The sequence below is a fragment of the Mycobacterium sp. GA-0227b genome, from assembly GCF_001499855.1.
Classification (GTDB): domain Bacteria; phylum Actinomycetota; class Actinomycetes; order Mycobacteriales; family Mycobacteriaceae; genus Mycobacterium.
In genome coordinates this window covers 36,017-55,641 of record NZ_LQIK01000032.1, presented here as the reverse complement: position 1 = coordinate 55,641, position 19,625 = coordinate 36,017, and the positions used below count along the sequence as shown (strand labels likewise).

21 protein-coding genes are annotated in these 19,625 nt (G+C 68.0%); 9 read left to right on the top strand and 12 right to left on the bottom strand.

Going from position 1 to position 19,625, the window contains the following annotated elements:
• Positions 1–42 precede the first annotated feature (42 nt).
• Positions 43–1,119: a CAF17-like 4Fe-4S cluster assembly/insertion protein YgfZ gene (ygfZ, locus tag AU185_RS21180; RefSeq protein ID WP_059098320.1), complete on the top strand. Its 1,077-nt coding sequence runs from the start codon at positions 43–45 to the stop codon at positions 1,117–1,119.
• A gap of 127 nt (positions 1,120–1,246) precedes the next feature.
• Positions 1,247–1,426 carry a DUF3073 domain-containing protein gene (locus AU185_RS21175; RefSeq protein WP_059098321.1) on the top strand — a complete coding sequence of 60 codons (180 nt, stop codon included), beginning with the start codon at positions 1,247–1,249 and terminating at the stop codon, positions 1,424–1,426.
• Positions 1,427–1,442: 16 nt separating this feature from the next.
• On the opposite strand, the gene purM is transcribed toward AU185_RS21175, so the two are convergent.
• Positions 1,443–2,516, bottom strand: coding sequence for a phosphoribosylformylglycinamidine cyclo-ligase (gene purM, locus AU185_RS21170; RefSeq protein WP_059098322.1), 1,074 nt, complete (start codon positions 2,514–2,516; stop codon positions 1,443–1,445).
• Positions 2,517–2,599: 83 nt separating this feature from the next.
• Here purM and AU185_RS21165 point away from each other — a divergent pair, with 83 nt between their 5' ends.
• A complete protein-coding gene (locus AU185_RS21165) occupies positions 2,600–3,556 on the top strand; it encodes an NAD(P)H-binding protein (protein ID WP_059098323.1) in 957 nt (318 codons plus the stop codon).
• Here the strand turns inward: AU185_RS21165 and purF are convergent, their stop codons facing one another.
• Positions 3,557–5,080, bottom strand: coding sequence for an amidophosphoribosyltransferase (gene purF, locus AU185_RS21160; RefSeq protein WP_059098324.1), 1,524 nt, complete (start codon positions 5,078–5,080; stop codon positions 3,557–3,559).
• A gap of 211 nt (positions 5,081–5,291) precedes the next feature.
• Positions 5,292–5,693 carry a sterol carrier family protein gene (locus AU185_RS21155; RefSeq protein ID WP_059098325.1) on the bottom strand — a complete coding sequence of 134 codons (402 nt, stop codon included), beginning with the start codon at positions 5,691–5,693 and terminating at the stop codon, positions 5,292–5,294.
• 61 nt (positions 5,694–5,754) lie between these two features.
• Here AU185_RS21155 and AU185_RS21150 point away from each other — a divergent pair, with 61 nt between their 5' ends.
• Complete coding sequence (locus AU185_RS21150) at positions 5,755–6,915, top strand: MCE family protein (protein WP_059098474.1); 1,161 nt, start codon at positions 5,755–5,757, stop codon at positions 6,913–6,915.
• A gap of 3 nt (positions 6,916–6,918) precedes the next feature.
• On the opposite strand, the gene AU185_RS21145 is transcribed toward AU185_RS21150, so the two are convergent.
• Genes AU185_RS21145 through purL form a run of 4 tightly spaced genes read right to left on the bottom strand, consistent with a single transcriptional unit; the run spans position 6,919 to position 12,360 of the window.
• Positions 6,919–7,710, bottom strand: coding sequence for an SDR family NAD(P)-dependent oxidoreductase (locus tag AU185_RS21145; protein ID WP_059098326.1), 792 nt, complete (start codon positions 7,708–7,710; stop codon positions 6,919–6,921).
• Positions 7,707–8,330 (bottom strand): Rv0804 family intramembrane glutamic endopeptidase, encoded by a 624-nt coding sequence (locus AU185_RS21140; protein ID WP_059098327.1) that lies wholly within the window; start codon positions 8,328–8,330, stop codon positions 7,707–7,709. Before AU185_RS21140 ends, AU185_RS21145 begins: the two co-directional genes overlap by 4 nt.
• Positions 8,330–10,054, bottom strand: a complete 1,725-nt coding sequence (locus tag AU185_RS21135) for an alpha/beta hydrolase (RefSeq protein ID WP_059098328.1) — start codon at positions 10,052–10,054, stop codon at positions 8,330–8,332. Before AU185_RS21135 ends, AU185_RS21140 begins: the two co-directional genes overlap by 1 nt.
• Entirely contained in the window at positions 10,051–12,360 is a 2,310-nt protein-coding gene (gene purL / locus AU185_RS21130) for a phosphoribosylformylglycinamidine synthase subunit PurL (protein WP_059098329.1), read from the bottom strand. Before purL ends, AU185_RS21135 begins: the two co-directional genes overlap by 4 nt.
• Before the next feature lie 103 nt (positions 12,361–12,463).
• On the opposite strand from purL, the gene AU185_RS21125 reads away from it, so the two are divergent.
• Positions 12,464–12,694: a hypothetical protein gene (locus tag AU185_RS21125; RefSeq protein ID WP_059098330.1), complete on the top strand. Its 231-nt coding sequence runs from the start codon at positions 12,464–12,466 to the stop codon at positions 12,692–12,694.
• A 45-nt stretch (positions 12,695–12,739) separates the two neighbouring features.
• Here the strand turns inward: AU185_RS21125 and AU185_RS21120 are convergent, their stop codons facing one another.
• Positions 12,740–13,096: a VOC family protein gene (locus tag AU185_RS21120; RefSeq protein WP_059098331.1), complete on the bottom strand. Its 357-nt coding sequence runs from the start codon at positions 13,094–13,096 to the stop codon at positions 12,740–12,742.
• Between the two features lie 15 nt (positions 13,097–13,111).
• Positions 13,112–14,374 carry a M18 family aminopeptidase gene (locus tag AU185_RS21115; RefSeq protein ID WP_059098332.1) on the bottom strand — a complete coding sequence of 421 codons (1,263 nt, stop codon included), beginning with the start codon at positions 14,372–14,374 and terminating at the stop codon, positions 13,112–13,114.
• A 49-nt stretch (positions 14,375–14,423) separates the two neighbouring features.
• On the opposite strand from AU185_RS21115, the gene AU185_RS21110 reads away from it, so the two are divergent.
• From AU185_RS21110 to AU185_RS21100, 3 genes are all read left to right on the top strand, one after another.
• Positions 14,424–15,455, top strand: a complete 1,032-nt coding sequence (locus AU185_RS21110; protein ID WP_059098333.1) for a Dyp-type peroxidase — start codon at positions 14,424–14,426, stop codon at positions 15,453–15,455.
• Complete coding sequence (locus AU185_RS21105; RefSeq protein ID WP_059098334.1) at positions 15,455–16,252, top strand: family 1 encapsulin nanocompartment shell protein; 798 nt, start codon at positions 15,455–15,457, stop codon at positions 16,250–16,252. Before AU185_RS21110 ends, AU185_RS21105 begins: the two co-directional genes overlap by 1 nt.
• Before the next feature lie 84 nt (positions 16,253–16,336).
• On the top strand, positions 16,337–17,233 hold the full coding sequence (locus tag AU185_RS21100; RefSeq protein ID WP_156425620.1) for an NHL repeat-containing protein: 897 nt from the start codon (positions 16,337–16,339) through the stop codon (positions 17,231–17,233).
• Positions 17,234–17,276: 43 nt separating this feature from the next.
• Here AU185_RS21100 and purQ read toward each other — a convergent pair whose 3' ends face one another.
• Genes purQ through AU185_RS21085 form a run of 3 tightly spaced genes read right to left on the bottom strand, consistent with a single transcriptional unit; the run spans position 17,277 to position 18,888 of the window.
• Positions 17,277–17,951, bottom strand: coding sequence for a phosphoribosylformylglycinamidine synthase subunit PurQ (gene purQ / locus AU185_RS21095; protein WP_059098336.1), 675 nt, complete (start codon positions 17,949–17,951; stop codon positions 17,277–17,279).
• On the bottom strand, positions 17,948–18,187 hold the full coding sequence (purS, locus tag AU185_RS21090) for a phosphoribosylformylglycinamidine synthase subunit PurS (RefSeq protein ID WP_059098337.1): 240 nt from the start codon (positions 18,185–18,187) through the stop codon (positions 17,948–17,950). Before purS ends, purQ begins: the two co-directional genes overlap by 4 nt.
• Positions 18,188–18,222: 35 nt before the next feature.
• Positions 18,223–18,888, bottom strand: coding sequence for a hypothetical protein (locus AU185_RS21085; RefSeq protein ID WP_059098338.1), 666 nt, complete (start codon positions 18,886–18,888; stop codon positions 18,223–18,225).
• 46 nt (positions 18,889–18,934) lie between these two features.
• Here AU185_RS21085 and AU185_RS21080 point away from each other — a divergent pair, with 46 nt between their 5' ends.
• On the top strand, positions 18,935–19,588 hold the full coding sequence (locus tag AU185_RS21080; protein WP_059098339.1) for an MBL fold metallo-hydrolase: 654 nt from the start codon (positions 18,935–18,937) through the stop codon (positions 19,586–19,588).
• Positions 19,589–19,625 lie beyond the last annotated feature (37 nt).

The following is a 19,625-nucleotide window of genomic DNA, read 5'->3' as shown; positions in this document are numbered from 1 at the left end:
GCGTAGCCGCGGCCCGCCGAGGGCCGAACGTAGAGTTGACGTGTGACATTCTCTGCGCCAGCCGTCCCCGCTCCCGACACCGGACCCGACGCCGGCGCTGTCTGGCACTACGGCGATCCGCTGGCCGAGCAACGGGCGGCGGCGGACGCGGCGGTCGTCGTGGACCGCTCACACCGCGCTGTGCTCACCCTCACCGGCGGCGACCGCAGGACCTGGCTGCACAGTCTGACCACCCAGCACGTCAGCGACATGGGCGACGGCACGGTCACCGAGAATCTCAGCCTCGACGGCCAGGGCCGTGTCGAAGATCACTGGCTGCAAACCGAACTCGGCGGCGTCACGTATCTCGACACCGAAGCGTGGCGTGGCGAGGCGCTGCTGAGCTACCTGCGCAAGATGGTGTTCTGGTCCGACGTCGCGGTCGAACCGGCCGACCTGGCGGTGTTGTCACTGCTCGGCCCGCGGTTGGCTGACGCCGCGGTGCTCGACGCGCTCGGCGTCGGTTCGCTACCGGCGGAACGCACGGCCGTCGCGCTTCCCGAAGGCGGCTTCGTGCGGCGCCTCGGCGGATCGGCGCTCGAACTCGACCTCGTGGTGCCCCGCGAACAGGTCGACCGCTGGCGCCGGCGGCTCGACGACGCAGGGGTCCGGCCCGCCGGGGTGTGGGCCTACGAGGCCCACCGGGTGGCCACGCTTCGGCCCCGGCTGGGTGTGGACACCGACGAGCGGACGATCCCGCACGAGGTCGGCTGGATCGGCCCCGCCGTGCATCTGGACAAGGGCTGCTACCGAGGGCAGGAGACCGTCGCCCGGGTGCACAACCTGGGTAAACCGCCGCGGATGCTGGTGCGGTTGCATCTCGACGGTTCGACCGACCGGCCCAGCACCGGCGACCCGGTGCTCGCCGCCGGCCGGACGGTCGGTCGCCTCGGCACGGTGGTCGACCACGTGGACGACGGCCCCGTCGCGCTGGCGCTGCTCAAGCGGGGGCTGCCCGCGGACACCGAATTGACCGTCGCAGGGGTGCCCGCGCTGATCGACGCGGACTCGATGCCGCCGCCCGACGTCGCAGGTGCCGGACGCCGCGCGGTCGAACAGCTGCGCGGCGGAAACCGCTGACCGCCGAGGGCCTGGCAGCGCACCGCAGCCAGGCACGGTAAAGTGTCGGCAGGACGATAAAAAGACAGATCAGATCGGAGCCGCCTGCAAATCGGGCCGCTCCGTTATTGCGCGAGGGGGTCCCCCCATGGGCCGCGGCCGGGCAAAGGCAAAGCAGACCAAGGTTGCTCGTGAGCTCAAATACAGCTCACCGCAGACCGACTTCGAGCGGCTTCAGCGCGAGCTGTCGGGCGCTCCCGATGACGACATGGCCGGTACCGACCCGGTGGCCGACGACTGGGTCGACGACGACGACTGGCGCCGCTGACGCTCAGAGCTGAGGCTCAGAAGCGCGGGTGCTGACCCACGAGCCTGGCTCGAGGACCGTTCTTGCCGCCCTTCTTGACGGTGCCCAGCGTCCAGCAATTCAGGTGACGCGCGGTCAAGATCGCCAGGGCGCGGTCGGTGTCCTCCGGTGCGACGACCGCGACCATCCCGACACCCATGTTGAAGGTCTTCTCCATCTCGCTGCGCTCGACCCGTCCGCGTTGCCCGATCATCGCGAACACGGGTGCCGGCGTCCAAGTGCCGCGGTCGATTTCGGCGACCAGCCCGTGCGGGACCACCCGCTCGAGGTTGCCGGCCAACCCGCCGCCGGTGACGTGGCAGAAAGTGCGTACCTGCGTCTCGGCGGCCAGGGCCAGGCAGTCCTTGGCGTAGATGCGGGTCGGCTCCAGCAGTTCTTCGCCGAGCGTGCGACCGAACTCTTCGACATGACCGGCCAGGTTCATCCGGTCGATTTCCAGCAGCACCTTGCGGGCCAGTGAGTAGCCGTTGGAGTGCAGGCCGGTCGAGGCCATCGCGATCAGCACGTCCCCGGGCTTGACCCGGTCCGGGCCGAGCACGTCGTCGGCCTCGACGATGCCCACCCCGGTGGCCGAGATGTCGTAGTGGTCGGGCGCCATCAGGCCGGGGTGCTCGGCCGTCTCGCCGCCGAGCAGCGCGCAGCCGGCCAGCTGGCAACCGTTGGCGATGCCGGCCACCAGTTCGCCGATCCGCTCGGGAACCGTGCGCCCGACCGCGATGTAGTCCTGCAGGAACAGCGGTTCTGCGCCACAGACCACGAGGTCGTCGACGACCATCGCGACCAGGTCGATTCCGACCGTGTCGTGCTTGTCCATGGCCTGGGCGACCGCCAGTTTGGTGCCGACGCCGTCGGTCGACGAGGCCAGCACCGGTTCCCGGTAGCCGCCACGCAGCGCGAACAGTCCCGCAAAGCCGCCGATGCCGGCGCGTACCTCGGGCCTGGTGGCCTTCTCGGCGAGTGGTTTGAGGAGTTCGACGGCCCGGTCACCGGCTTCGATGTCGACCCCGGCCGACGCGTAGGAGATGCCGGCAGGTTCGGCGCGTTCGGTCATCGCGATAAAGGCTACCGGTGTTCGCCGCGCCGCGGTAACCGCCTTCTTGGGTTTGCGCGCACCAAACCGGCGATCCCGCCGGGATGACAGACGCGATTCGCTGCTTGGTGACGGGCGCGACCGGCTATATCGGCGGCCGGTTGGTGCCCGCTCTGCTCGACCACGGTCATGCGGTGCGGGCGCTGGCGCGTAACCCCGACAAGCTCGACGACGCGTCGTGGCGCGACCGGGTGGAGGTGGCACGCGGCGACCTCGGTGGCACGGACTCGCTGCGCAACGCGTTCGAGGGCATGGACGTCGTCTACTACCTGGTGCACTCGATGGGCACCTCGCCCGATTTCGTCGAGGAAGAGGCCCGGTCGGCCCGCAACGTCGTCGCCGCTGCACGCGATGCGGGGATCAGGCGGTTGGTGTATCTGGGCGGCCTGCACCCAGCAGAAGCCGACCTGTCCCCGCATCTGCGGTCGCGGACCGACGTCGGCGAGATCCTGATTGGGTCCGGAATCGAGACCGTCGTCCTGCAGGCCGGAATCGTGATCGGCGCGGGATCGGCTTCTTTCGAGATGATCCGGCACCTGACCAACCGCCTGCCGGTGATGACGACACCGAGATGGGTGCACAACAAAATCCAGCCGATCGCGATCGACGACGCGCTGCACTATCTGGCCGAGGCCGCCGCTGCGCCGGTAGCGGCATCGCGCACATGGGATATCGGCGGACCCGACGTGCTCGAATATCGTGAGGCGATGCAGGTGTACGCCGATGTGGCCGGTCTGCGACGGCGGGTGATCATCGACTTACCTTGGCTCACACCGACGTTGGCGAGTTGGTGGATCGGGTTGGTGACGCCGCTGCCCGGCGCGCTGGCACGTCCGCTCGTCGAGTCGCTGGAGTGCGAGGCGGTGATGGCCAACCACGACATCGATGACGTCATCGCGCCGCCGCACAGCGGCCTGACGGGTTATCGCGACGCGGTGGCGAAGGCGTTGCAGCGCGGCCCGCTGCCCGGCGATCCGCGCTGGGCGCACGTAGGGCGGTAGTTACGGCCTGCGCAGCGCCGAGACGTTGTCGTTGTCGGACTGCAGCGGCACGCCGGTCTTGGCGGCCGTCGCGAGCATGTGCTCGATCACGTTCTTGCCCAACGCCGATTCGCCCGGCAACTCGATCGGATACTTGCCGTCGAAGCAGGCGCTGCACAACCTGGAAGCGGGCTGCTCGGTCGCGGCGATCATGCCCTGCTGGCTGATGTAGCCGAGGGTGTCGGCGCCGATGGCGTGGCGCACCGCCTCGAGCATCTCCCCCTGGTCCTCGACGGCGTTGGCGATCAGTTCGGCCGGGGTGGCGAAGTCGATGCCGTAGAAGCAGGGCCATTTGACGGGCGGCGACGCGATGCGGACGTGCACCTCCACGGCGCCGGCCTCGCGCAGCATCCGGATCAGGGCGCGCTGGGTGTTGCCGCGCACGATCGAGTCGTCGACGACGATCAGTCGCTTACCCCGGATCACTTCCTTGAGCGGGTTGAGCTTGAGCCGGATGCCGAGCTGGCGGATGGTCTGCGACGGTTGGATGAACGTGCGTCCCACGTAGGCGTTCTTCATCAGGCCTTGGCCGTAGGGGATGCCGGACTCCTGCGCATAACCCACCGCGGCGGGGGTGCCCGACTCCGGCACGCCGATCACCAGATCCGCCTCGACCGGCATCTCCCTGGCCAGTCGGCGGCCGATGTCGACGCGGGTGGCGTGCACCGAACGGCCGGCCAGAGTGCTGTCCGGGCGCGCCAGATAGACGTACTCGAAGACGCAGCCCTTGGGTTCGGGGTTGGCGAACCGGGTGGAGCGCACCCCGTCGGCGTCGATGGCCAGCAGTTCACCGGGCTCGATGTCGCGGACGAACGAGGCGCCGACGATGTCGAGCGCCGCGGTCTCCGACGCGACGACCCAGCCGCGGTCCAACCGCCCCAACGCCAACGGTCGCACCCCGTACGGATCGCGCGCCGCATACAGGGTGTTCTCGTCCATCCACGTCAGGCAGAACGCGCCACGCACGGTCGGCAGCAGTTCCAGCGCGGCCTGCTCCAGCGTCGCGTCGGCCGCCCCGTGGGCGAGCAGCGCACCGAGGATGTCGGAGTCGGTGGTCGCCGCCGGAGCGCCCCTGGTACCGAGCAAACCGGCCTCGCGGGCGCGGGCGGCGAGTTCGGCCGCGTTGACGAGGTTGCCGTTGTGTCCCAGTGCGACGCCGGTGCCCGCCGCCGTGTTGCGGAACACCGGCTGGGCGTTCTCCCACGTCGTCGAACCGCTGGTCGAGTAGCGGCAGTGCCCGATGGCGACGTGGCCTTCCATCGCGGCCAGCGTCTGCTCGTCGAAGACCTGGCTGACCAGGCCCAGATCCTTGAACACCAGCACCTGGGAGCCGTCGGCGACGGCGATTCCCGCGGCTTCCTGGCCGCGGTGCTGAAGCGCATAGAGGCCGTAGTAGGTGAGCTTGGCGACCTCTTCACCCGGCGCCCACACGCCGAATACGCCACACTCTTCGCGGGGTTCAGGATCGGTCTGCGGGCCGGTCACGATATGGCTGCTCCCAGGGCGGAATGGGTAGACCGCCTCAGTCTACGTACATCACCGGTCATTCACCGAATGCGGCGGGGGTGTCGCCGCAGTCGAAACAAGCCGTCCGCTTGCGCATGTTTCTGCCGTTCAACCTGCGATTTCGGTGTACTTCGCCGCGCGCATCGCGACGAACTACACCGAAATCAGCCGTAGCGAAGGTGTGGCCAAGTTAACCGTCGAGGTCGACCAGCGGTAGCCAGGTCGCGATCTCCCCGGCGCGCGACCCCGACAGCGTCAACCGGCCGTCTGCCACGGCGTCGTTCGGCGACAGCATCCCGCAGGCGAGCAGCAGCCAGGTCCGCGGATCCGTCTCGGCCACATTGGGCGGGTTGCCGCGCCGGTGCGACGGCCCCGCGATGCACTGCACCGCGATGAACGGCGGTACGCGGACCTCGACGCTGGAACCCGGCGCGACGGCGGCGAGCGTGCGGGCCGTCAACCGGACCGCCTCGGCGAGTTCGGTTCTGGCCGGCGCTGGTCGCTCATCGTCGCGTAACCAGTCCGCGAGCGCCGCGACCGCCGTGCGGGTCTTCGCCGGATCGGCAGGGCGGACCCGTCGAGAGGTGGCCATCCCTTACTGTCTCAAAGTGTTCGTCGACCGCCACAAGCCGCCGTACAAGGTGGCCGGTGCGATGTTCCTGGTCATCGCCACCGTCGCGGCGGGCGTGCTCTATCTGCAGTTTCGCGGCGACCTGTTGCCTCGGACCCAGCTGACGTTGCTGTCGCCGCGCGCCGGTCTGGTCGTCGAACCGGGCGCGAAGGTGACCTACAACGGCGTGGAGATCGGGCGGGTCAGCCGGATCTCGCTCGTCGACGTGGGCGACGGGCACCAGGCGAAACTCACGCTCGAAGTCAATCCCCGCTACCTGGACCGCATTCCGGTGAACGTGGTTGCCGAGATCCGTGCCACCACGGTGTTCGGCAACAAGTACATCTCGTTCACCGCACCGGAAGACGCGTCGCCACAACACATCACGGGTCGAGATGTGATCGAGGTGTCGGCGGTGACGACGGAGTTCAACACAGTGTTCGAGACGGTCATGGCGCTCGCAGAACAGGTCGACCCGATCAAGTTGAACCAGACCCTGGCCGCGACGGCGGAGGCGCTCACCGGTCTGGGAGACCGATTCGGCGAGTCGCTGCTCAACGGCAACCGGATCATCGACGACCTCAACGCCCGGATGCCGGCGATCCGGTCCGACACTCAACTGCTGGCCGATCTCGCCGACGTGTACGCCGACGCGTCACCGGAGCTGTGGGACGGCCTCGAGAACGCGGTGACCACCGGCCGCACGTTCAACGACCACCGCGCCGACCTCGACGCCGCGCTGATGGGCGCGCTCGGCTTCGCCGACATGGGGGCCGACGTCTTCGAGCGCGCGGGCCCGTATCTGGTCCGCGGCGCTGCCGATCTGGTGCCCACGGCGAAGCTGCTCGACTACCACAGCCCCGCGCTGTTCTGCACTATCCAGAACTTCAACGAGGTCCAGCCGCGGGTGGCGAAGACGTTGGGCGGCAACGGGTATTCGCTGACCGGTGGCGGTGGCGTCCTCGCGGGGGCCGGCAATCCGTACATCTACCCGGACAATCTGCCGCGGGTCAACGCCACCGGCGGGCCGGAGGGCCGTCCCGGCTGCTGGCAGGACATCACCCGGGAGCTGTACCCGATGCCGTACCTGGTGATGGACACCGGCGCCAGCATCGCCCCGTACAACCATCTGGAACTCGGTCAGCCGTTGTTCATCGAGTACGTGTGGGGCCGCCAGGTCGGCGAGCTCACGATCAACCCGTGAGGTTCAGTCCGGGAAACCGAACAGCTTGACCACGCCGTGGTCGCGACCGGCGGTGTAGCCACCGTCGACCGCGATGGCCTGCCCCGTCACGAACGACGCATCGGTCGACACGAGAAACGCTGCGACGGCCGCGATCTCGTCTGGCCGGCCGCGCCGTTGCAGAGCGTGCTCCTCGGTGATGGAACGCAGTGGGCCCGCCATGCCTTCGAGGCCCATCACGCTCTGGAGCATCGGGGTGTCGACGAACCCGGGGCAGATGGCGTTCGCGCGGATACCGCTCGGGCCGTAGTCGACGGCGATGTTCTTGGTGAGCAGCACGACACCGCCCTTGGCGGCGTTGTAGCTGCTGCCGCCGGCGGTGCCCTCCAGACCTTCGACGCTGGCCAGGGTGACGATCGACCCGCGCTCGCCGTCGACGCGCGGTTGCTCGATCATCTTCGCCACCGCGGCCTTGGCCACCAGGAACGTTCCGGTGAGGTTGACCGCGATCACGCGGTCCCACTCGGCGCGGTCGAGCAGGTGCACCGGCCCGCCGCCGGCGACCCCGGCCGAGTGCACGACGCCGTCGAGGCGTCCGCGAACCGCGGCGAACACCGATGCCACGGCAGCTTCATCGGTGATGTCGGCGGTGACGAACTCGAAGCGCTCGCAAGGTTCCTCGGGTGGTGGCGCCACGTCGGCGCCGATCACGGTGTCGCCGCGGGCGAGCAGGCGCCTGACGGTGGCCAGCCCGATGCCCGACGCAGCCCCGGTCACGACGATGGTGCGCGGACGGTCGCGCTCGGCGGTGCTCATGCCCGGGACTCTATGCGCCGCTGAACGGCGAGCGCTGCCAACGCCGCGGCCTCGTTGGCGGCCAGATGGGCCAGCATCGGCGCGGCGAGGCTGCCCGAGCGGGCATGCAGCCACCCGAACGCCCAACCCGCAACGCCGGTGAGAAGGACCGTGCCCAACACCGGGTTGCGGGTGAGGCGGGCATCCATGATGTGCCACAGGCCGAACGCCACCGACTGCAGAAAGCGCCCGCCGACCGGTTCGAACGCGGTCTCGGCGGCGGTACCCAGCGTCGCCCGGTAGGCGACCTCCTCGGGCCAGACGGTTCCGACCGGAATGTCGAACGCCATCCACCGCACCGGACGGTCGGGCAGTTCACGCGCGGCCATTCCGCCTCGTACCGACGGGACCGCGGTCGCCGCCGCCACCCCGAGCGCGATCACCGCACCCGCGGCCAGGCCGTGGCGCAGGCCGGACCACAGTGCGGGCGGACGCAGGCCCAGCGGGGGGCGAGCGAGCGCGTACAGCCCGGTGCCCAGCGCGGCGTTCGCAATCGGATGGAACCGCACCCGAGGCGCGATGAAACTCCATCCCACCAGGGCGACGGCCACAGCTGCCGCGCGAAACTTGTTCGCCGCCATCAGTATTCCGGTCCGTCCTCGCCCTCGGTCTTGGTCAGCGCGGTGCGGATCCGTTCGGTGTCCTCACGGGTCCAGCCGTCGGGCGGTGCGACGGCGGCCCAGCCGTCGAGCACGAGATCGCCGTAGTTGTGGCCGTGCCCTCCCGGGACCGAACTGGCGTTGGTCATGTCGGCCGCAACCTGACCGAACGTCACGATCGGATACCACCGCATGGAGGCCGTGCGGTCGCGACCGGGCGGTTCGCGCAGCCAGTCCGGCCGGCTGAACAGCAGATCCGGCGACCACCACACGATCGGATCGGACGGGTGCTGCAGGAACAGCACGCGCGTGCCCTCCCACGGCGGCGCTGTGTCCCGCTCGATCTCGGCGGGATCGGTGGCTTCGGAGAACCGGACGGTGCGGCCGTTGTCGTAACGCGGCTCGACTTGCGGGGTGCCCGGATCCCGCCGCTCGGTGATGGCTTTCCACAGCGGGCTGGCGTTCGGTGGTCCCACCCACAGCACCGACGAGAAGCCCATCCGCGAGATGTCGGGCAGCCACTCGAACGCGCCCTGCCCGGCCATCGAGCCCAGGCTCTCCCCGTAGAGCACGAGTTTCGGCCGCCGGTCCTGCGGAAGTTCTTCCCAGCGTTGCTGAATCGCGTCGATCATCATGCGCCCCGAGACCATCGACTTCTGCTGGTCACCGAGGAAGGAGATCCAGCTCGGCAGGAAGGAGTACTGCGATCCGACCAGCGCGGTGTCGCCGTTGTACATCATCTCCAGCGCCCGGGCTGCCACCGGATTGATCCAGCCGGTGCCGGTGGTGGGGATGATGACCAGCAGCTCACGCTCGAACGCGCCGGTGCGCTCGAGCTCGCTGAGCAGGACCGCCATTCGCTGTTCGGCGGTTTCGGCGGTCTGCAGCCCGACATACACCCGGATCGGCTCCTGGGCGGGCGCTCCGTTGAGTTCGGTGAGCTCGTCGGCGTGCGGACCGGTGGCGACGAAGTTGCGGCCCTGGTAGCCCAATGTGTCCCAGGCCGCGAAAGACTCTGGACTGCCCGATCTTTCGGGTTCGATCGGTTGGATGACGCCTTCCCGAGTGGTGGTGTTCTGCGGTTGGAACACCCGGTTGGCGCCGGCGAGGAAGCCGCGCACCAGCACACCGTTGATCAGCGTGATGGCAAGCACGACGACGATCGCAGTGCCGATGAACAGCGCCACCTCGTCGTGCAGACGCCAGCGCCGGATGAAGAACCGGGCCATCGTCTTGATCACCTCGAGCAGCACGCGCGCGACGGCCACGCACACACCGCCGACCAGCAACGCGACGACCAGCGTGCGCAGGTACCCGAGCGTGGCCGGTCCCTCGATGCCCATCACCGCCGACACCTGTCGCTGCCACGCCGCTGCCGGGATCACCATCACGATGCTGGCGGCGATCGACAGCACCACCGTCGCGGTCTTGAGCACCAACAACATCCGCTTCGATGGAGGCCACCAGGTGCGACGGCGTAACACGAAGCGGCGCAGCATTTTTGCGAGGAAGACGCCGATGCCGTAGCCGATCGCGGCGTTGAGACCGCCGATCAGGCCTGCGAACAGCCAGTCACGCGGCAGCAGCGACGGCGTCAACGACAGGCAGAAGAACAATGCGGCGAACGCGACGCCGACGAAGTCGAGGCGGACCAGGCGCCACGCCCAGACGTGTATCGGGTGTCGTTGCCGCGTGTGTTCGCTCACCCGAACAACCTGGGCAGCACGCTTTCTGACGTGCTGCGCAGGTCCTCCAGAGTGACGGTGAACAGACCTTGGACCTCGATCGCATCGCTGGCGGCATCGACCACGCCGATGCGGGTGGCGGGCAGGCCGCGGGCCTCGCACATGGCGCGGAACCGGCTCTCTTCGGTGCGTGGCACCGCCACCAGCACCCGGCCCGCAGATTCGGAGAACAAGAACGTGAACGGACCAGTTCCTTCTTGCCAGTCCTCGGGAAGCACGATGCGGCAACCGGTTTCACCGCGCAGCGCGGCCTCGACGACGGCCTGGATCAGCCCGCCTTCGGACAGGTCGTGCGCAGCTGAGACGAGACCGTCGCGGGACGCGGCGGTAAGCACCTCGGCGAGCAGTTTCTCGCGTGCGAGATCCACCGCGGGCGGCAGCCCGCCCAGGTGGTCGGCGGTGACCTGCGCCCAGATGGATCCGTCGAATTCGTCGCGGGTGTCGCCCAGCAGCATCAGCGTCTCGCCCGGTTCGTCGCCGAAACCGGTGGGAATGCGTCGTTTCACGTCGTCGATCACGCCGAGCACACCGACGACCGGTGTCGGCAGGATCGCGGTGGTGCCGGTCTGGTTGTAGAAGCTGACGTTGCCGCCGGTGACCGGAATGCCCAGCGCCGCAGCGCCATCCGCCAGGCCGCGCACCGCCTGGCTGAACTGCCACATCACGCCGGGGTCCTCCGGCGAACCGAAGTTCAGGCAGTTCGTCACCGCGACCGGAGTCGCGCCGGTGACCGCGACGTTGCGGTATGCCTCGGCCAGCGCCAACTGCGCCCCGGCGTACGGGTCGAGCGCGGTGTAGCGGCCCGACGCGTCGGTCGAGATCGCGATGCCGCGCCCGCTGGTCTCGTCGACGCGCAATAACCCGCCGTCGGCGTCTTCGGCCAGCACGGTGTTGCCGCGCACATAGCGGTCGTACTGCTCGGTGATGAAGGCACGGCTGCACAGATGCGGACTTCCCAGCAGCGCAAGCAGAGCCGCTTTGAGCTCTGCACCGGTCGATGGCCGCGGCAGCCTCGCCGTGGTGTCGGCGTTGAGCGCATCCTGCGTGTCGGGCCGCTGTACCGGTCGTTCGTAGACCGGGCCTTCGTGCGCGACCGTGCGCGGTGGCACGTCGACGACGGTCTCGCCGTGCCAGGTGATCTGCAGTCGGTCGCCGTCGGTCACCTCGCCGATGACGGTGGCCAGCACCTCCCACTTGCGACAGACGGCCATGAATTTGTCGACGTTGTCGGGCGTGACGACCGCGCACATCCGCTCCTGCGATTCGCTCGACAGGACCTCGGCGGGCGTCATGTTGGCCGCCCGCAGCGGCACCGTGTCCAGTTCGATGCGCATGCCTCCGTCGCCGGCGGAGGCGAGTTCACTTGTGGCGCAGGATAATCCGGCACCGCCGAGGTCCTGGATGCCGACCACCAGGTCGTTGGCGTACAGCTCGAGGCAGCACTCGATGAGCACCTTCTCCATGAACGGATCGCCCACCTGCACGCTGGGCAGCTTCTTGCGCCCGGGCGCGCCGCTCTCGTCGCCGCCGAAGGTCTCCGAGGCCAGCACCGACACGCCGCCGATGCCGTCGAGGCCGGTGCGGGCACCGAACAGAATGATCTTGTTGCCCGCTCCCGACGCGAACGCCAGGTGCAGGTCCTCCTTGCGCAACACCCCGACGCACAGCGCGTTCACCAGCGGGTTGCCCCCATAGGACGCGTCGAACACCGTTTCGCCGCCGATGTTGGGCAGTCCCAACGAGTTACCGTACCCGCCGATTCCACGCACCACGCCGTCCACGACGCGGCGGGTGTCGGGCGCGTCGGCCGCGCCGAACCTCAGCTGGTCCATGACCGCGACCGGGCGGGCGCCCATCGCCATGATGTCGCGCACGATCCCGCCGACGCCGGTGGCCGCACCCTGATAGGGCTCGATGTAGGAGGGGTGGTTGTGCGATTCCACCTTGAAGGTGGCCGCCCACCCGTCACCGATGTCCACGACGCCGGCGTTCTCACCGATGCCGGCCAGCATCGTCTTGCGCATCTCCTCGGTGGTGGTCTCGCCGAAATAGCGCAGATGGACCTTCGACGACTTGTAGGAGCAATGCTCACTCCACATCACGGAGTACATCGCCAGCTCGGCGTCGGTGGGCCTACGGCCCAGAATTTGCCGGATCCGCTGGTACTCGTCGTCCTTGAGTCCGAGTTCACGAAACGGTTGCGGCTGATCCGGGGTGGCGGCGGCGCGGTCGACGGTGTCCAAGGCGTGGGTTAGCTCCGACGTCACGTGGCCAGTCTAGTTTGGGCCGTCGGACCCAGGCCCTCGACACGGGTTTGGCCGTGGTCGCTCCGGGTAGGCGAATCTCGTCACCAAAGGAAGGAGGCGACCAATGAGCACATCCACCGAAACCGGCCAGGTGACCGGGACGAAGGACAAGAACTACAACCTCATCTGGTACACCGAGCAGTGCCTCGAGAACGCGCTGCGGATGGAGACCTACGTCCGGGACGCCGAGCGCGACGGCGACGATGAGCTCGCAGAACTGTTCCGCAAGGCGCAGGCTGACAGCAGGAAGGGCGCCGAAGAAGGTAAGCGCCTGCTCGCCAGCAGGATCAAGTAACCACCATCCGGTCCCGGCGACGGCCCGCCTGTGCCGCCGCCGGGGCTACGGGTGATCGGCCGAGCCGATACAGAACAGGTTGCCGTCCGGATCGGCGAGCACCACCCAGCCGAAGTCGCCGATGCTGTGCCGGGCGGTTTCGGTGGCGCCGATCCCGACCAGGCGTTCGACCTCCGCCTCGGTGTCGCCGACGCCGAAGTCGAGGTGCACCCGGTTCTTACCCGGCGTGGGATCGTCGACCTTGTGAAAACCGAGGCCCGGGCCGCCGTCCGGCCGGGACACGGTGACGAAAAAGCCTGGCGCAACCGCGTTTACCTGGCCGCCCAGAGCGCGCGCCCACCACTCGGCGAGCATATCGGGATCCGTGCTGTCGAAGGTGACGTTCACGATGGCGAGGGTCATGGCGCCGACCCTAGATCACTGCGGTGACAAGAACGCCGTCAACGCCGCGGCGTAGGCGGTGACGTCATCGGCGCCCATCACCTCCCGGGCCGAATGCATGGCCAGCTGCGGTGCGCCCACATCGACGGTCGGGATGCCGGTGCGAGCCGCGGTCATCGGCCCCACCGTCGACCCGCACGGCAGATCCGCCCGGTGCTCATAGCGCTGCAGCGGCACTCCGGCCTGCGCGCAGGCCAGTGCGAACGCCGCAGCGGTCCGGCCGTCGGTGGCGTAGCGCAGGTTCGGCTGAACCTTGAGAACCGGGCCCGCGTTGACCTCTATGAGGTGCCCCGGCTCATGTCGTTCGGGGTAGTTCGGATGAGTCGCGTGCGCCATGTCGCCGGAAGCCACCATCGAGTCCGGTAGTCGGCGCAGAAACTCCTCGCGCCCGCCGCCCTCGGCCAGTGTGATGCGCTCCAGCACGGTTGCCAGCAGATCGGACTGTGCGCCGTGGTCGGACTGCGAGCCGACCTCCTCGTGGTCGAAAAGCACCAGCACCGGCAGGTACGCGCGTGGTTCGGCGGCCAAGAACGCTTCCAGTCCGGCGTAGCAGGTCGCCTGGTTGTCCAGCCGAGGCGCGCTGACCAGCTTGCCGCCCGAGCCGACAAGCCGTGAGGGGGTCAGGTCGTGGGTCATCAGATCGGCGCCCAGCACGTCGTCGGCCGGCACGCCGGCGTACTCGGCCACATAGTCGAGGAACGCTTCGGGCCCGCCACCGACGCCCCACACCGCGTTGACGTGGCGCTGCGGGTTCAGCTCGACGGCCTTGCGGTCCTCGGCGAGGTGGATGGCCAGTTGCGGCACCCGCAGGATCGGTTCGTCTATCCGGATGAGTTGGTGCACCAGGTGGCTGCCGTCGCGCACCGAGAGCCGGCCGCTGACGCCGAGGTCGCGGTCCAGCCACGAGTTCAGCCACGCGCCGCCGTACGGCTGCAGCGCGACCACCCGCCATCCCGAGATGTATCGGTCGGGGTGCTGCTTGACCCGCAGGTTCGGGCTGTCGGTGTGGGCGCCGACGATGCGAAACGGTGCGCCCTGGCTGTCCGCATCCGTCCGCCAGGCGATCAGCGAGCCGGCCCGCACGGTGAAGAACCGGCCCCCGGACGACGGCCAGGGGTCGGCCTCGGAGAGTTCGCGGAAGCCCGCCGAGCGCAGCCGGTCCGCGGTGGTCTCGCAGACGTGGTACGGCGAAGGCGAGGCGTCGATGAACTCACACAGGCTCTGAGGGCTGGCTGCCATCTCTTCATCTTTACGGGTGATTCAAGATCATTGGCGATAGGGTCCAGTTGTGCCCGAAATACAGCCGCAGCCGGTGCTCGAACCGTTGACGCCGGCGGCCGTCTTCCTGGTGGCGACCATCGTCGCCGGCCGGGAGGAGACCGTGCACGATGCGCTGACCGAGATCTCGGGTCTGGTGCGGGCCATCGGTTTCCGCGATCCGACAAAACGGCTGTCGGCGGTCACATCAATTGGCTCCGATGCCTGGGACCGGCTGTTCAGCGGTCCTCGACCGGCCGAGCTGCATCCCTTCACCGAGATCCGCGGCGGGCGCCACCACGCCCCGGCGACCGAGGGCGACGTGCTGTTCCATATCCGTGCCGAGTCGATGGACGTCTGCTTCGAGCTGGCCACCAAGCTGGTCGAGGCGATGGACGGGGCGATCACCATCGTCGACGAGACGCACGGCTTCAAGTTCTTCGACAACCGCGACCTGATGGGCTTCGTCGACGGGACCGAGAACCCGGATGGTGCGCTCGCGCGCTCGGCAACCCAGATCGGCGACGAGGACCCCGATTTCGCGGGCGGCTGTTATGTGCATGTGCAGAAGTACGTACACGACATGGCGGCATGGAACTCGTTGGCGGTCGAGGAGCAGGAGCGGGTGATCGGCCGCACCAAACTCGACGACATCGAACTCGACGATGCGGTCAAGCCGACCAATTCACATGTCGCACTGAACGTGATCGAAGACGACGCCGGCAACGAGCTGAAGATCGTGCGGCACAACATGCCGTTCGGCGAGATCGGAAAGGGCGAGTTCGGCACCTACTTCATCGGGTATTCGCGGAGCGCCGCGGTCACCGAACGGATGCTGGACAACATGTTCATCGGCGACCCGCCGGGCAACACCGACCGCATCCTGGACTTCTCGACCGCCCTGACGGGCGGCATGTTCTTCACCCCGACCGTCGACTTCCTCGACGACCCTCCGCCACTGCCTGATTCGGTCGCCGACGGGGCTCCGCCGGCGGTGGCCGTGGTGACTCCCGCCGAATACGAAGGCTCGCTCGACATCGGCAGCTTGAAAGGAATCCGTTGATGAACAACCTGTATCGCGATCTGGCGCCGGTCACCGAAGCCGCCTGGGCGGAAATAGAATTGGAGGCCAGCCGCACGTTCAAACGGCACATCGCCGGGCGGCGGGTGGTCGACGTCAGCGAGCCCGGCGGGCCGGCGACCGCTGCGATCAGCACAGGGCATCTGCGTGACGTCGCTCCTCCCGGCGACGGCGTGATCGCGCACCTGCGCGAAGCCAAGCCGTTGGTACGGCTGCGGGTCCCGTTCACCGTGTCCCGCACTGCAATCGACGACGTCGAGCGGGGCTCGCAGGATTCGGACTGGGACCCGGTCAAGGATGCCGCGATGAAGCTGGCCTTCGCCGAGGACCGGGCGATCTTCGAGGGCTACGAGGCGGCGTCCATCGAAGGCATCCGGGCGTGCAGTTCCAACACCGCGCTGGCGCTGCCCGACGACGAGCGCGACATCCCCGACGTGATCTCCCAGGCGTTGTCCGAGTTGCGGCTCTCCGGCGTCGACGGCCCCTACTCGGTGCTGCTGTCGGCCGAGGTGTACACCAAGGTCAGCGAGACCACCCAGCACGGCTATCCGATCCGCGAGCACCTCCACCGGCTCGTCGACGGCGACATCATCTGGGCGCCCGCTATCGACGGTGCGTTCGTACTGTCAACGCGCGGAGGCGATTTCGACCTGCAGCTGGGTACCGACGTGTCGATCGGCTACCTGTCGCACGACGCAGGAACAGTCGAGCTGTATCTGGAGGAGACGCTGACGTTCCTGTGCTACACCGCCGAAGCCTCGGTCGCGCTGACGCCCTGAGTGCGCGAGCGGACCAGCGGAGGTGGACAACCCAAACAAGCAGGCCGCTACGATTCCCAGCGTGGAGACGGAGAAGGTGAACCGTTGCTTGCCGACGGCGGGGGGCTCTTGAACATCGTCAAGCAGGGTCTACAGCGGCGCGGTGGTGTGCTCGGATTCCTCCTCGGCATCGCCGCCGTCGTTGTGTTGGTGGCTGCGTGCACGAACTCTGCACCGACCTCCCGGCCGCCGGATGTGCCACTGCAGACGGGCACGCAGAGTACGTTCCCGCTTGTCGCGATGGGCATTTCGTCGTTGAGCGTCGACGATGAGAACGTCCTCTATCTGGGTGGCGCCACCGGAATCTCCACTCTGGCACCAGGAGCAGTTCGCCCGACCCCGTTGAACCTCAGTGGTTATCCGACAGTCTCAACGTCCGCCGTTGCACCGGACGGCACGCTGTACTTCGTCACTCTCGACGGTCTCGTTCAGACCGTCTCACCCGGATCCACGGAACCGAAGCGGCTGCCCTTCGCCAAGCTGCAAAATTACAGCGATATCGCGGTGGCGACCGACGGCACAATCTATCTCGGCGACAACAAGCAGAACAAACTGTTGAAATACATTCCGGGTGCGGACAGTCCGACCGAGCTGCCCGTAACCGGCGTCACTGGGGCAGGACACGTGGCGATCGACGCCGAAGACAACCTGTTCGTGTTCACGATGGGTGAGATCGTGAAGATAGCGAAGGACGCGGAGGCCGCCGAACCGGTCGACGGTGGGCCCGAAGATGTCGGTGGCCTAGCCGTCGACACTGCGGGCAATCTGTATGCAACCGACGTGAAGGCAAATACCGTCTCACGCATGCCCGCCGGGGGAGGCGAATGGGCCCAGCTACCGTTCACCGGCCTCCAGAGCCCGACCCACATCACCGTCGACCGCGACGGCAACGTATACGTCGTGCACCAAGGGCGAGAGCTCGTCAGGCTCGCTGCCAAATAGCGCGCAGAGGGGCTGTTGAAGCGCGGCGTGTCGTGTGCTCCGCTCAGGCGCTCAGCACGCCGTCCAGCGCGGAGTAGAACAGGCCGAGCCCGTCGTCGGACGGTCCGGTGAGCGCCTCGGTCGCGTGCTCGGGATGCGGCATCAGGCCGACGACGCGTCCGTCGGCGGAGCTGATGCCGGCGATGTTGCGTTGTGAGCCGTTGGGGTTCTCCCGGTAGCGGAACACCACCCGTCCCTCGCCCTCGAGCTCGTCGAGCACCTTGTCGCTGGCCACATAGCGGCCCTCGCCGGACTTCAGGGGGATCAGCAGGTCGGCGCCCTGCTCGTAACGCGATGTCCACGCCGAGGAGGTCGATGCGACTTCCAGCCAGATGTCACGGCAGACGAAGTGCAGTCCGACATTGCGGGTCAACGCGCCCGGCAGCAGACCCGACTCGCACAGCACCTGAAAACCGTTGCAAATACCCAACACCGGCATACCCTGCCCGGCGGCCCGCACCACTTCGCCCATCACGGGCGCGAACTTCGCGATCGCGCCGGCCCGCAGATAGTCCCCGTAGGAGAACCCGCCGGGCACCACCACCGCGTCGACGTTCTTCAGATCGGCGTCGGCATGCCAGAGCGGAACGGCTTCGGCACCGGCCAACCGAACGGCGCGCGCGGCGTCGACGTCGTCAAGGGTGCCGGGAAATGTGATGACGCCCACACGAGCGGTCACGACTGCTCCCTGCTCACCGACCAGTCCTCGATCACGGTGTTCGCCAACAGCGATTCTGCGATCTCCGCGAGAGTGTCATCGTCGATGCTGTCGTCGACCTCGAGCTCAAAGCGCTTGCCCTGCCGCACATCTGAGACACCGTCGAAGCCAAGTCGGCCCAACGCGCCGACGATCGCCTGCCCCTGCGGGTCGAGGATCTCCGCCTTGGGCATCACGTGCACCACCACCCTTGCCACGCGTCAACTGTACCGGCGGCTTCGGCTTGCGCGAGTCACCGGCACGAACCCAGGTACGCGCCGCACAGCGGGGCGGTCAGCGCGTCAAAAACCTGCGCGTCGGGCACCGCGACCCAGGGCACCTGCACCGGCAGGGTCGACCACATCGCCAGTTCGACGATCGTGCCGCTCGTCGGATGCGCGAGCAGATACTGATGCACCACCTGTTGGCCGGCCACGCTGATCACCGCGGCCAGCCGCTCCGGGTCGGTCGTGGTGATCGACGGCGACACCAGCGGAGCCGTCAACTGGCAGGTCCGCAGCCTTTGTCGCGCGGTGTCGAGCACCGACCGCGACAGCGGACCGTTGTGCGCGACGTCTCCGCGCCAGTGCAACACCTGCGCCCGTAGCTGCCACTGACCAGCTGGATTGCCGACCTCGGCCCTGGCCGCGACCACATAGTCGCGCAGGTCGGCGGGCACCGGGGGGCTGCTGCAGAGTTCCTCGAACATGAACCGCGGCGAGGGCGCGCTGACCGCCAACCCGGCCAGGCCCGGCCAGCGGTACACCGAGTACAACGGAAGCTCACTGGACACCGACCACGCGGAATCGGGAATCGCGTCGCAGATCGGCGGGCAGATGCCCGGCACGGCGGCCGCCGTCGGGATGGGTGTCATCGCCACACCGAACGCCGTGAGCGCCACTGCCAGCAGCAATCGCACGACTCAAGTACCCCCTGAACACGGCCAGCGCCGCCACAATATAGGCATGGAATTGACGCATTTCGGACATTCATGCTTACTCGCGAATTTCAAGGGTGAATCGGGTGGCGAATCGACGATTCTTTTCGATCCCGGGACGTTCTCGCACGGTTTCGAGGGCATCACGGGGCTGTCGGCGATCCTGATCACCCATCAGCATCCCGACCACGCCGACACCGAGCGATTGCCCGCGCTGCTCGACGCCAATCCGCAGGCCGCGCTGTACGCCGACCCGCAGACCGCCGCCCAACTCGGCGATCCGTGGCGCGCGGTCAACGTCGGCGACGAGTTCACCATCGACCACCTCACGGTCCGCGGTGTCGGCGGCAAGCACGCGGTGATCCACCCGGAGATCCCGGTGATCGACAACATCTCGTACCTGATCGGCGACGGCTCGCATCGTGCCCGCCTCATGCATCCCGGCGACGCGCTGTTCACTCCTGGCGAACCGGTCGACGTGCTTGCGACGCCCGCGGCCGCGCCGTGGATGAAGATCGCCGAGGCGGTGGATTACCTACGCGCCGTGGCGCCGACGCATGCGGTGCCCATCCATCAGGGGATCATCGATCCCAGCGCCCGCGGCATCTTCTACGGCAGGCTCTCGGAGATGACGGACACCGACTTTCAGGTGCTGGACCCGGAGAACAGCAGGGCTTTCTGAGCGCGAGCTGGGGCCACGCGAGCAGACGCAAACTGCC

Excerpts from the sequence above, each read along its gene's own strand:
- AU185_RS21120 (WP_059098331.1), bottom strand. The coding sequence starts at position 13,096 with ATGACCCTCGCCATCGTGAACGTCACCTTCGACAGCACGGATCCCGAT.
- AU185_RS21175 (WP_059098321.1), top strand. The coding sequence starts at position 1,247 with ATGGGCCGCGGCCGGGCAAAGGCAAAGCAGACCAAGGTTGCTCGTGAG.
- AU185_RS21140 (WP_059098327.1), bottom strand. The coding sequence starts at position 8,330 with ATGGCGGCGAACAAGTTTCGCGCGGCAGCTGTGGCCGTCGCCCTGGTG.
- AU185_RS21155 (WP_059098325.1), bottom strand. The coding sequence starts at position 5,693 with ATGGCCACCTCTCGACGGGTCCGCCCTGCCGATCCGGCGAAGACCCGC.
- purM (WP_059098322.1), bottom strand. The coding sequence starts at position 2,516 with ATGACCGAACGCGCCGAACCTGCCGGCATCTCCTACGCGTCGGCCGGG.
- AU185_RS21150 (WP_059098474.1), top strand. The coding sequence starts at position 5,755 with ATGTTCCTGGTCATCGCCACCGTCGCGGCGGGCGTGCTCTATCTGCAG.
- AU185_RS21165 (WP_059098323.1), top strand. The coding sequence starts at position 2,600 with ATGACAGACGCGATTCGCTGCTTGGTGACGGGCGCGACCGGCTATATC.
- AU185_RS21125 (WP_059098330.1), top strand. The coding sequence starts at position 12,464 with ATGAGCACATCCACCGAAACCGGCCAGGTGACCGGGACGAAGGACAAG.
- AU185_RS21145 (WP_059098326.1), bottom strand. The coding sequence starts at position 7,710 with ATGAGCACCGCCGAGCGCGACCGTCCGCGCACCATCGTCGTGACCGGG.
- AU185_RS21105 (WP_059098334.1), top strand. The coding sequence starts at position 15,455 with ATGAACAACCTGTATCGCGATCTGGCGCCGGTCACCGAAGCCGCCTGG.
- AU185_RS21115 (WP_059098332.1), bottom strand. The coding sequence starts at position 14,374 with ATGGCAGCCAGCCCTCAGAGCCTGTGTGAGTTCATCGACGCCTCGCCT.
- AU185_RS21080 (WP_059098339.1), top strand. The coding sequence starts at position 18,935 with ATGGAATTGACGCATTTCGGACATTCATGCTTACTCGCGAATTTCAAG.